The following is a 12191-nucleotide window of genomic DNA, read 5'->3' as shown; positions in this document are numbered from 1 at the left end:
TCAGTCATCGCGCGCCGCGTCGGCTTGCATCAGTCGAAGAATCCGTGCTGTCCGGCTCAGGATGGCAGCGGCTGGCCCGCCTGCTCGCGGACGATATGATCGGCGTACCAATCGGCCCAGTTCTCATCGTGCCCGCCGGTCCGCTTTTCGTGCTCGCCATGTGCCGCCGCCGCGCGGCCCAGTGCTGCGGCCAGCGCAGCCTGCGAAGCGAATGTCGTATCGTCGCCCGCGATCCGTCCCGGCAATCGCGACGTGACCTCCTGGAACAGCCAGCCATTGCCGTCAGGATCGCTGAACGAGGCATATGAGCCGTAGCTGCCGCGCTTCGGGTCAGCACCGCTCACCCGAACGCTGCCGGAGAGATAAGGCTCGTCGGTCCCGGCGTGAACATCGCCGGCACCGTGGAATGGAGCGCTGACCTCGATGCCGCGGTCGATCAGATCCGTTCGCGCCGCCTCCAGATCGGAGACGATCAGGTACAAGCCTCGCGCCGAGCCCGGCGCTGCCGCGGTCACGTTCCTGCCGAAGATCACCGAGCAGGCCGAGCCCGGCGGCGTGAACTGGATTACGCGCCAGTCATCGCCAGAGGCAAAATCGGCGTCCAGTCGCCAACCGAGACGCGCGTAGAAGGCCTTGGCGCGATCGACGTCGGACACGGGGATCACGATCACCTCGAGCCTCTGATCAACGCCACGCGATGTCGAAGGCTTGTTCGCAAATTTATCGGTAGACTTGTTGGAAAGCTTGGCCGAGGCGTCGCGGTCGATTTCTGTAGTGGCCATGTCGAACTCCCTGGGTTGGATTCAAGACGAGCTTCAAACAGCTGCGATCGGCATCACGATCGTTACACGTGTGCCGTCTTCTCCCGCCTCGCCCTGCAGCCGGGCGTGAATGCTGCGTGCGAGTCCTTCGAGAATCCGGCTGCCGGTGCCCTGAAGCGGGCCGGTCGCGCCGATCCCGTTGTCTGTTGCCGTGCAGAACCAGGCGCCGTCGCGGTTGGCCATCTCGATGCGGATCATTGCATCATTCCTGTTCGGGAAGGCATGCTTGGCCGCATTCGTCACCAGCTCCGTCAGCATCAGCGCGAGCCGATGGCATTGCGACGCCGGCAGCGTGCCGCTTTCGATCGCCGCCTCGCAGCGGATGCCCGCCGGCTCCAGCACGGCCTCGGAAATCGCTCCGCACAGGTTTTCGAAGAAGGCCGCCACCGGGATCGCCGTATGGTCGTCATTGTCGGACAAGAGTTGATAGAGCCTGCCGAAGGCGACGATGCGCCGCTCGAGCCGGTCCGCTGCAAGCGACACGTCCCTGGTGCCCGTTCGGGTGAAATCGCGGCGGACTGACGCACCCAGTATCGTCAGCGTGTTCTTCATCCGATGGTGGGATTCCCGCAGCACCAGCTCCCAATCACGCGACTGATCGTCAAGACTGGCCACAAATTGAGATCGAACGACGTCGTCATTCGGCCGAGCATTGATACCGGACATCGTAGCCTCCCGTTGGAACTAGCGCCAAACTCGGAACGGATACTGGATGCAGTTCGCGCGCATTGCTCGTTAGACGTTGCAAGATTCTGTTATGATGAGGGTACGACGACCGGACTCCGAACTGTGAGCGGGCGGTCAGCCACGCTGCCGGGGTTGTCCCGATCGCTTCGCAAGATGCTCGCGTTTGAGTACAATTTGCGACGGATCGTCGCGCGCGAGCGGCCAATTGCCGGCACCCTCCACGCGATTTCGCCACTTTCGACCAGTTTACTCACGGTTCCCTTCTGGTAGATCAAAGTGCAGAGTTCAGCTCTTTCACTGGAATGATTGGCCCGTGCCGGACACTAACGACCAGGATTCGGCCATTGCTTTCGGGCCATTCCGGCTGTTCGCAAAGACGCGGCTGCTCGAGAAGGACGGCGCCCCGGTTCACCTCGGCGGCCGCGCACTCGACATTCTCGTTTTTCTCGCCGAGCGCGCCGGCGAGGTCGTGGACAAGCGTGAGTTGATCCGGCGGGTCTGGGCCGACGTGAATGTGGACGAAGGCAGCCTGCGCTTTCACATCACGACGCTGCGCAAGGCCTTGGGCGATCCGGGCGAAGGCTCCCGCTACGTCGTCAACGTCCCCGGGCGGGGTTATTGCTTCACGGCCGCGCTGTTCCGGGCTGCCCCATCGGAGAACCGGACCAGCGTGCCCGTTGCTGCGGCGCGCTCGCTGCCCTCGCCGCTCGCGAAGATGATCGGGCGGGACGATGCGGTCGCGAAAATTTCCGCCGAGCTTGCCTTGCATCGCTTCGTCACGATCGTCGGCCCCGGCGGGATCGGCAAGACCTCGGTCGCACTGGCCGTGGCCCATGGCGAGCTCCAGGCTTTCGACGGCCAGGTGTGTTTTGTCGATTTCGGCGCACTCAGGGAGACCCGGCTCGTTGCGGGAACGATTGCGGCCGCGCTGGGCCTGACCGTCAATTCCGAGGACCCGATGCCGGGGTTGCTGACGTTCCTGCGCAGCCGGCGGATGCTGTTGGTCTTCGACAGTTGCGAGCACATCCTCGACGATCTCGCCCCTCTGGCGGAGCGTATCGTCCGGGAAGCAGGCGGGCTGCATATTCTCGCCACCAGCCGCGAATCCTTCCGCGCCGAAGGTGAGCGTGTCCATCGGCTGTTTCCACTGGATTGCCCGCCGCAGCGCGACGGACTCGGCATCGCCGATATCCTTGCCTATCCCGCAACTCAGCTCTTCGTGGAACGCATTGCAGAGAGCCTGAGCGAATTCGAGCTCAGCGAAGAGGATGCGCCGCTCGTGGCCGATATCTGCCGTCGGCTGGACGGCATCGCGCTCGCGATCGAGCTCGCGGCCGGGCGTGTGAACGCCTACGGCATTGCCGGGACCGCCTCGCTGCTCGACAGCCGTTTCTCACTGCTCTGGCGCGGGCGGCGCACCGCTGTCCCGCGGCACCACACCCTGAGTGCGGCGCTCGCCTGGAGCTATGATTTGCTGCCGGCGACCGAAAGCGCAACGCTGCGCGGATTGTCGGCGTTCGTCGGGCCGTTCACGCTGGAAGCCGCGCTTGCGGTCTCGTCCTGTCAGGGCATCGGCGAGGCAGAAGCCGCCGAGGCGATCTCCAATCTGCTTTCCAAATCGCTGATCGCGACCTCGCCTGCGGAGCGGCGGCTGCGCTATCGCCTGCTGGATACGACGCGTGCCTTCGTCGCGGAGAAGCTCGTCGAGAACAGCGAAGCTGACCGCGTCGCACGCGCCCACGCCGAATATTTTCGCGATTTCCTGCGCGACATCGCGCTCCAATCCACGGGTATGCAGAGCGCCGGCGGCTTCCTTCCCTATGCCGACCACCTGCCCAATGTTCGGGCCGCGCTGACCTGGAGCTTTTCAGACGGCGGGGACCGAACGATCGGCGTGGATCTGGCGGCGTCAGCGGCGCAATTCTTTCTCGAGCTGACATTGCTGACGGAATGCTACCGCTGGACCCAGCAGGCGCTGGCGTCCCCCGATGCGAGCGCGATGGATGGCCGCAATGAAATGATCTTGCAGGCCGCGCTCGGCGTCTCCGCGATGTTCACGCGGGGCAATACCGAAGCGGTCCGCTCGGCATTCACGCGCAGTCTCCAGCTTGCCCGGGAGCTCCAGGATCTGCACTGGCAGCTCTGGCTGCTGCGCGGATTACACATCTACCTGACCAGGGTCGGGGATTTTCACGGAGCACTCGGGACCGGCGAACAGGGCGAGAGCGTCGCGCGGAAGCTGAACGATCCCGCCAGCACGCTGAACGTCGAATGGATGCTGGGCGTCGCCCATCATTTGATCGGCAACCAGGAGAAGGCGGTGCAGCTCTGCGAGAGCGCGATGTTGCATAATCCCGGCTCGCAGCGGCTGAATATCGGGCATCTCGGCTATGACGACCGCATCGTCGCACTGGTGGCGCTGGCACGCGGGCTTTGGCTCACCGGCCGGCCCGATCGTGCGATCGAGGCGTCCAGATACACCGTTCGCGAAGCCGAGCTGCTCGAGCAACCGCTCACTCTCGGTATTTCCTTGATCTGGACCATCTACGTGTTCCTCTGGGTCGGCGACTTGGCCAATGCGGAAATCCTGATCGAGCGGCTGATCGATCATTCCGCGCGGCACTTCCTCGGGCCCTATCACGCGGTCGGCATCGGCCAGAAGGGTGAGCTGCTGCTTCGCCGCGGCGACGTCGCCGCCGGCATCGAGCACCTCCGCCGCAGCCAGGCCACGCTGTACGCGACGCGACACCGGATCATGACGACGGTGTTTGCGACCGCGCTCGCGGAGGGACTCGTGGCGCAGAACCTGGCCGACGAAGCCTTGCAGACCATCAATGGTGCCATCGCGGAGATCCCCGCTCATGGCGAATCCTTCGACATGCCCGAGATGCTCAGGGTCAAGGGCGACATCCTCGCGCGGTCGGGCAATGCCGCGGAGGCCGAAAGCTGTTTCCGGGACTCGCTCGATCTGTCACGCCGCCAATGCGCGCTCGGCTGGGAGCTGCGGGGGGCAATCAGTCTCGGCCGGGTCTGGCGCCAGGCCGGAAAGGCCGGAGATGCACGCGCCCTGCTCGCCCCCCTAGTCTCGCGGTACCAGGAGGGCCTCCAGACTCGTGATCTCGTCGCCGCCAGGGAGCTCCTTACGGCGCTGAATTGAGAGTATCTTCAATGGGATACTGCGAGGATATCCGCTCGCAACTCCTAACAAATTCTAACACGCCAAGCCGCATCCGCCCCGCCATGGTGGTGGCACTTCATGGTGGATATGGCGGGACATGGCGCTTCTTGACGATGTAATTGATGCCAGCGGCGGAATGGCCCGTTGGAATAGCTTGAGCCGGTTCACGCTTCACCTCTCCGTCGCCGGAACGCTGTTCTCCAGCACCGGACATGCCAGCGAATTCAAGGACGTGACGGCGGAGGGCTCGACCCGCACGCAGTCGGTCCGCTTCACCGGCATCACCGGAGGCGAACACTCCGGCTCTTTTCAGCCGGACGCGATCACGATCGAAAGCCTCGAGGGTGAGATCCTGCGGACTTGGCGCAATCCAAGCCTCGCGTTCACCGAGGCCGGTTCGCCCACGCTGGTGGACGAACTGCATCTCGTCTTCTTCTGCGGCGTCGCGATCTGGAATTATCTGACCAATCCATTCCTGCTCGCTCATCCAGATGTCGTGGTGGAGGAACTGTCACCGTGGCAGGAGAACAACGAGTCATGGCGGCGGTTGCGGGCGCAGTTCCCTCCGGGCCTGATCACGCTTGCGCCCGAGCAGATCTTCTATTTCGACGACAACGCGTTGCAACGGCGGACCGATCACGATCTGTTCGGGATGAAGGTCGCGCAATACTCGTGGGCCCATGACAGCTTCGGCGGCATCGTGGTGCCGACGCTCCGACGCGCGCAGACGCTGCGGCCCGACGGAACCGTGGTCGCCAAGCCCGTGCTGATGGACGTCGAGATCTTTGACGCCGTCTTCGAGTAGCGGCACGCGCGATTCGCTTCGACTGTTCAGGCCGCCGGCTCGTTCAGCATGCGCCGTGCTGCAATGAGGTCGGCGGTCTCGAATCCTTCCGAGAACCGGGCATAGGTTTGGGCGAGCTGTTCGAGCGGATCTTGCACACGCTGCCGGATTCGAAGGCGCGCCAGCGACATCGCGGCCCGCAGCCGCCAGGATAACGCGCCCTGCTGTTCGGCGAGCGAGATCGAGGCGACAAGATCCGCCTCGGCCGCGTCGGGACTGCCGTTAAGGGCCTCCAGCTCTCCGCGCAGACGGAGCAGCTCGGGCATGTCGAAGGCGCCGCCTTCCTGCTCGACCCGCAGAATGGTTTCGTGAAGAACCTGAATGCCTTCCGTCAATTCTCCCAAGCTGACCAAGCCCCGAGACAGATCCGCGGCGAACGCCGAGGCGTAGAGTTCGTAGCGATCGGCGTGCAGGCGTGGAAGCGCACTCCGCAACAGGTCGACGCCGCCGGCGACCTCGCCCCGAGCGATCATGCTCTGCGCCCTAAAACCCGTCGCGACGGCTTCGTAGGGCACGAGTCCGTGCATGCTCGCATGCGCGGCCAGGCGATCGGTCATGGCCTCGACTGACGACCAGTCGCCGAGCCAGCCGAACACCGAAGCGGACCAGCATAATGCGATACAATGCATGACCACGTCATGCGGCGCTGAAGCGCCGACAAGCGGCCGGACGCATTCAAGCGCACGATCGGGAAAACCGCGCAGCCACAGCACGCGTGCGAGCGGAATCTGCGGCGTGCGTGAATAGGCGAAATGCCCGGGTTGGGTCCCGCGGAGCGCAGCATCGTCGCGCAGGCCCTGGTCGAGATGGGCTTGCGCCTCGGCCTGGTCTCCCGCGAGGTGATATGACACGCCGAGAAGCGCTTTGCTCCCGGCGATGCCCGCGGTATCGCCGATGACGCGGGCAATCCGCTCGGCGTAAAGCGCAGTCGGCACCAGATGCCGATAGCGACCGGTTCGGCGATAGAACATGTTGAGCCGGGACAACAGCCTGAATGTGTTGGCGTGATCGGAAAGCGCTTCCGCTATTTCCAGCCCGCGCTTGAGCGCCGCTTCCGCCTGCTCGCTGTTGCGCTCGGTGAACATGAAGGCGTGACCGAGCGTCGACTGAAGTTCGAGCTCCCATGCGCCACCCCGGTCGGCCTCGTCGAGCATTGCGAGTGCGCGATCGGACCAGATGCGCGCCTCGTTCAGCAAATTGAGTTCGACGAACAGCCTTGTGCAGCTGCCGGCGAGCGGCACGCGCAAGCCGGCGCCTTCGTCGTTGGCATAAACCCATTGCAGCGCAGCGCGGGCATCGGCGAGCAGGCTCGCGCATTCCTGCAAACGTAACGCATGATCGCTGCCCTCCTTGTCCTTCATGCCCGCTTCGAGCGTGCATTGAACATAGAAAGCGTGACGGTGCGCGACCTGGGCCAGCTGTCCGCCGTCGGCCAGCTTCTGCAGGGCATAGGCGCGCGTTGCGTCGAGCAGGCGATAGCGCCGCGATGCGCCGTCCGGCTGGGTGGAAACCAGCGACTTCACCACGAGTTGCTCCAGCGCCTCGACGACGCGATCCTCCGGCATCTCCGCCTCGGCCGCGACCGCTATCGCGCCCTTCAACGTGAAGTGACCTGCGAAGACGGCGAGGTGCTGAAATACGATCCGCTCGTTCTCGCCGATCAGACCGAAACTCCAGTCGAGCGTAGCGCCGAGCGTCTGCTGCCGCGGCGGCGCCGTTCGCCGCCCGCGCCATTCGAGCTGCAGCCGATTGTCGAGCAGCGCCGCCATCTCGCGCAGTCCATAGAGACCGACACGTGCGGCAGCCAGCTCGATCGCCAGCGCGATGCCATCGAGCTTGCCGCAAATCCGGGCCAGGACCTCGGCATCGTCGTCGGTGATGTCGTCGCGATGCCCGGCCGCGACGGCGCGATCGACGAACAAGCGCACAGCGGGATAAGCCAGCACCTCGCCGGCACTGAGGCGGGTGTCCTGCGGTGGCCCCGGGAGCGAAACGAGCTCGAAAATCTGCTCGCCTTCCACCAGCAGCGACTCGCGGCTGGTTGCGAGGATGACGATGCCGGGCGCCTCCCGGTAGATGTTTTCTGCAAGGCGCGCGACCTCCTCGATGACGTGCTCGCAGCTGTCGAGCACGAGAAGCAGCCGGCGGCCACGCAGGAAATTGACGATGCTGGCCGAGGGGTCGTCGTGGTGTACGACGAGGCCCAACGCGGCGGCGACCGTGCTCGCGACCAGGGCCGCGTCCTTGAGCGGACCGAATTCGAGGAAATGGACGTTGCCGTCGAAGCTATCGCACATCTCGTGCGCGAGCGCGGTCGCAACGGTGGTCTTGCCGATGCCGCCCGGCCCTCGCAGCGTGACGAAGCGATCGCGGAGCAAGCGGGCCGCCAACTCGGCCACGGCGTCATCCCGCCCGACCATCCGGTCCAATCGGCGCGGCAGCGACGGTGGCGGCGCGGCGCTTCCAGGCGCACGCGACGCCGGCGCAGGCAACTCCGCGCGCTCGCCACGCCGCACGGGCGCGACGAAGCAATAGCCCCGCCCCGGAATGGTGGTGATGTAACGTGCCCCATCCTTTCCGTCGCCGAGCACCTTGCGCAGCTCCGCGACATGGACGCGCAGGCTGACCTCCTCGACGGAAAGTCCGGACCACGCATAGCCGAGAATTTCGTCCTTCGGGACCACTTCGCCGGCGCGACTGACCAGCAGGCGCAAGATATCCGTCGCGCGGCTGCCGAGCCTGACCGGCAAGCCATCCTTCTCCAGCAGCCGCGACCGAAGCGAAAAGGGCCCGAACGCGACGGCATCGAAAGCTGGGATCGTCGCGGCGTTGCTGCCGCGGGGGCCGTGTCCCGTCGAGAGCTCGGTCACTTCTGACTCATCCTGACAGCTGATCCATGGAAATGCGGCGCGACTATACCCGGCACTGGTGCGAGGTCCAGCGAGGGCACCGCACAGAACTCACACCGCCGCATCGATCTCCACGGGATGTTCTGCGCTCTCCCGAGTCGGATCAGGGAGGCGCAAATATCTGATAAAATTTGCAAAAAAGGCGCTTCCTGAGACGGGATGTCGCACCTGATGCGCTCCCACAAAAACTAACACATCCTAATCACCACTAACGAGCTTGCAGCGCAGCTCACCCCTATCCTCTCACCATGGAAAACGTGGGGCTTTGCGCGTTTGCTGGTCGCAAACAGCGGAGGAAGCCCGGAGAGGACGAACGATGTTGACCAATTTGCAGGCGGCTGAAGCCTGGATTGAATTTCCGGGCGGCTCGGGGGATTGCGAGATCCCCCAGGCAACACAAGCGATCATTCGCGAGCGTCAATGGCGTCAGGTCGATCCGCGCACCGGGGCGGCCGCCGATGACATCGCGATCTCGCGATGGGAGGACCCGCGGAGCACCTCGTCGCACCAGGCGACGACGCCTGACGATCGCTATTTCGTCGGCATCGCACTGAAGGCCACGCGCGCGAAACTCACCCGGGATCGTCAGGTCATTTTCGACGGGACCATGCCCGCAGGCACACTGTATCTCACCGCGCCGTCGAAGCCCCTCGCCGTGCAATTCCAGTCGCCATGCGCCTTCCTGCACTTTCACATCTCCGCGGATCACTTTCCGGAGCAATCCTCGGCGATCGAAGGATTGAATGATCTCGTCCTGTTGCGCGATCCGCTCGCGGCCGAGCTTGCCAAGGCGCTGATCGAACTTGGCGACGCCGCGGACCACGAGTTTACGCGCTGCATTGGCCAAACCCTCGCGATGCATCTCGCGCGCCTGGAATTGCCACGCGTCAAGGTCAATGCCTTGCCGAAATGGCGGCTGCGGCGGGTTGAGCAATATGTCGCCGATCATTTCCACCGCTGCATCAGCCTGTCCGAACTCGCCAAGGTCGCCGGCCTGTCCAGAATGCACTTTGCGGCGCAGTTCCGCGTCGCGACCGGTTACCGGCCCCGCGAATATCTGCTCAATCACCGGATCGAGCAGGCCAAGACGCTGCTGGCGACTACCGAGCGGCCGCTGGCGGAGATTGCGCTTGCGGTCGGCTTCAGCACGCAGGCGCATTTTTCGACCGTCTTCAAGCGCATCAGCGATCAATCCCCGGCACGCTGGCGCCTCGCCAGCAAGGGTGAACGGCGAGAGGTGCAAGCACTCCCGCCGCGTCGTCCTTCTACGGAGAGGGACTGGATCAGCGCAGCCGCGTAAGCATCCGCTCGCGCCTCGTCCTCCCAGGCCTGCGAGCCACTCGGGCCGCCCCTGCACCCACACAGGGCGGCCCGTTTTTTTTCTACACCGGATCGAAAGCCCGGATCGGCGGCAGATTGCCGGTGAACTTCTCGACCTCGACTGTCGTGAGCTGGCCGGTGCAGCCCTGCGCAAAGGACGACGTGCCGACGTCGCGGGTGAGCACATTCGGGTTGCCGTGCACGCAGAGCGGCGCGTCGTCTTCGGGGTCCATCGGGTCGTACCAGGCGCCGGTCGGGAGCTGGACCACGCCGGGCGCGATACCGTCGGTGACGTGGACCGCGGCGAGACAGGCGCCGCGCGCGTTGAACAGGCGGATGATGTCGCCGTGCTTGATCCCGCGCGCGTCAGCGTCCTGCGGGTTCATGCGCGCGACCTCGCGGCCGCGATGTTTGCTTTGAAGCGAATGTCCACCGAAATCGAGCTGGCTATGCAGACGCGTCACCGGCTGGTTCGCGACCAGGAAGCACGGCGCCCCCGGCTTAGGCATGTCGGACTTCTCCAGCCAGACCGGATGGCCCGCACAATCCGCATCGCCATGACCCGCGATCTTGGCGGAGAATATTTCGATGCGGCCGCTCGGCGTCGGCAAAGCGTGATTGACGGGATCGTCGCGGAAGTGGCGCAGCCGGCCGCCGTCGTCGGGCTGTTGCGGCACCACCAGGCTGCCGCGCCGCCAGAACGCTTCGAAGCTCGGGGCCTCCAGGCCGCGCGCTTCGAGCGAAGCGCGGGTCGGCTCATAAAGATGTTCCAGCCACTGACGTGACGTCCGCCCCTCGGTGAAGGGTTCGCGCGCCCCGAGACGGTCGGCGAGATCGGCAAAGATCTCGTAGTCGTCGCGCGCAAGGCCGAACGGCTCGGCGATCCGGTGCATGGCGACCATCAGGGGATCGTTGCTGGAATAGCCGATGTCTTCGCGCTCCAGCGTCATCGTCGAGGGCAGCACGATGTCGGCATGCCGGGCCGTGGCAGTCCATGCGAGTTCGTGCACGACCAGCGTGTCGACTTTCGCAAACGCCTTGCGCAAGCGGTTGATGTCCTGGTGGTGATGGAAGGGATTGCCGCCGGCCCAGTAGACGAGGCGGATATCCGGATAGGTGCGCGTCTCGCCGTTGTAGCGATAGGTGCTACCGGGATTGAGCAGCATGTCGGCGATGCGCGCCACCGGAATGAAATCGCGGACAGCATTGCGGCCCTGCCCCAATGTCGGCCCCGGCACGTCGTTGACGCGGCGGCCGTAATAGCCGATCGCCCCCAAAGAATAGGCGTATCCGCCGCCTGAGAGGCCGATCTGGCCGAGCGCTGCCGCCAGCACCATGCCCATCCACACCGGCTGCTCGCCATGCTCGGCGCGCTGGAGCGAATGCGAGACGGTGATGAGCGCACGCTTGCCGGCGAGCCGGCGCGCCAGCTTGCGAATTGTGTCCGTGTCGACGCCGCAGATCGCAGCGGCCCATTCCGCGTCTTTGGCTTGGCCGTCGCTCTCACCGGTGAGATAGCGCAGGAAGACGGGCCATCCCTCGGTGTAGCGATCGAGGAAAGCCTGGTCATGCAGGTTTTCCGCAACCAGCGTATGGACGATGCCGAGCATCAGCGCGGTGTCGGTGCCGGGCACGCACGTCATCCATTCCGCGCCGGCCTCGACGGGCAGGTCTTCGCGCAACGGGCTGACCAGGATGAACTCGCAGCCGCGGCGGCGCGCAGCTTCCATCGCGCCGCGCTCGACATGCTTGCTGATCGAGCCGCCTGCGACCATCGAGTTCTTCAGCGCCATGCCGCCGAACGCCAGCACGATGTCCGTGTCGGCAGCGATCTGCTCCCAGGTGACGTTGCGCTTGGTGATGTCCTCGTAACCGCAGAGGATCTGCGGCAGCAGCACGGAGGACGCGCCGGAGGAATAGGAGTTCACCGAGCGCACATAGCCGCCCAAGGCGATGTTGAGGAAGCGATGCACCTGGCTCTGGGCGTGGTGGAAGCGGCCCGCGCTCGACCAGCCATAGGAGCCGCCGAACACTGCGCCCGGGCCGCGCGTGTCACGGATGCGTGCCAGTTCGTCGCCGAGCAGATCGAGCGCCTTCTCCCAGCTGACGGAGACGAATTCGTCGCGGCCGCGGCGATCGTCCGGACCGGGACCGCGTTCGAGCCAGCCGCGGCGGATCGCCGGTTGGGTGATGCGCGCCTGATGGCGCAGCGCGCCGGGAAAATTGCCGATGATGCCGTTCGGATCGGGATCGCCCGCATACGCCCTGACCTCGAGCCCGGCCTCGCCTTGACGTGCCGAGAACACGCCCCAATGCGAGGTGTGCGGCTTGAAGCCGTCGGACAGGTCGAGGCCGGGGTCGGGGAAGCCAATCGTATCGTCCATCGTCGCATTCCTTGTTCCGGTCGCGGCACTGTCCCGGCCGCACCGATG

7 protein-coding genes are annotated in these 12191 nt (G+C 65.0%); 3 read left to right on the top strand and 4 right to left on the bottom strand.

Going from position 1 to position 12191, the window contains the following annotated elements; translation table 11 throughout:
- Nucleotides 1-56: 56 nt before the first annotated feature.
- Both ABIC03_RS36645 and ABIC03_RS36640 read right to left on the bottom strand, forming a co-directional pair.
- Nucleotides 57-782, bottom strand: coding sequence for a VOC family protein (locus ABIC03_RS36645; protein WP_354065474.1), 726 nt, complete (start codon nt 780-782; stop codon nt 57-59).
- 33 nt (nt 783-815) lie between these two features.
- Entirely contained in the window at nt 816-1487 is a 672-nt protein-coding gene (locus ABIC03_RS36640) for a sensor histidine kinase (protein ID WP_354065472.1), read from the bottom strand.
- A gap of 334 nt (nt 1488-1821) precedes the next feature.
- Between ABIC03_RS36640 and ABIC03_RS36635 the strand changes: the two genes are divergently transcribed.
- Both ABIC03_RS36635 and ABIC03_RS36630 read left to right on the top strand, forming a co-directional pair.
- Nucleotides 1822-4665, top strand: coding sequence for an ATP-binding protein (locus ABIC03_RS36635; RefSeq protein ID WP_354065470.1), 2844 nt, complete (start codon nt 1822-1824; stop codon nt 4663-4665).
- Nucleotides 4666-4783: 118 nt separating this feature from the next.
- Nucleotides 4784-5491, top strand: a complete 708-nt coding sequence (locus ABIC03_RS36630) for a hypothetical protein (protein WP_354065468.1) — start codon at nt 4784-4786, stop codon at nt 5489-5491.
- Nucleotides 5492-5517: 26 nt separating this feature from the next.
- Here ABIC03_RS36630 and ABIC03_RS36625 read toward each other — a convergent pair whose 3' ends face one another.
- Nucleotides 5518-8400 (bottom strand): ATP-binding protein, encoded by a 2883-nt coding sequence (locus ABIC03_RS36625; RefSeq protein WP_354065466.1) that lies wholly within the window; start codon nt 8398-8400, stop codon nt 5518-5520.
- Nucleotides 8401-8755: 355 nt separating this feature from the next.
- Here ABIC03_RS36625 and ABIC03_RS36620 point away from each other — a divergent pair, with 355 nt between their 5' ends.
- Nucleotides 8756-9739: a helix-turn-helix domain-containing protein gene (locus ABIC03_RS36620; RefSeq protein ID WP_354065464.1), complete on the top strand. Its 984-nt coding sequence runs from the start codon at nt 8756-8758 to the stop codon at nt 9737-9739.
- Between the two features lie 82 nt (nt 9740-9821).
- Here the strand turns inward: ABIC03_RS36620 and ABIC03_RS36615 are convergent, their stop codons facing one another.
- Complete coding sequence (locus ABIC03_RS36615; protein ID WP_354065462.1) at nt 9822-12143, bottom strand: molybdopterin guanine dinucleotide-containing S/N-oxide reductase; 2322 nt, start codon at nt 12141-12143, stop codon at nt 9822-9824.
- Nucleotides 12144-12191 lie beyond the last annotated feature (48 nt).

The organism is Bradyrhizobium sp. RT6a (assembly GCF_040547675.1).
In the GTDB taxonomy this organism is placed as follows: Bacteria; Pseudomonadota; Alphaproteobacteria; order Rhizobiales; family Xanthobacteraceae; genus Bradyrhizobium.
This window is presented reverse-complemented; position numbering and strand designations above follow the sequence as displayed.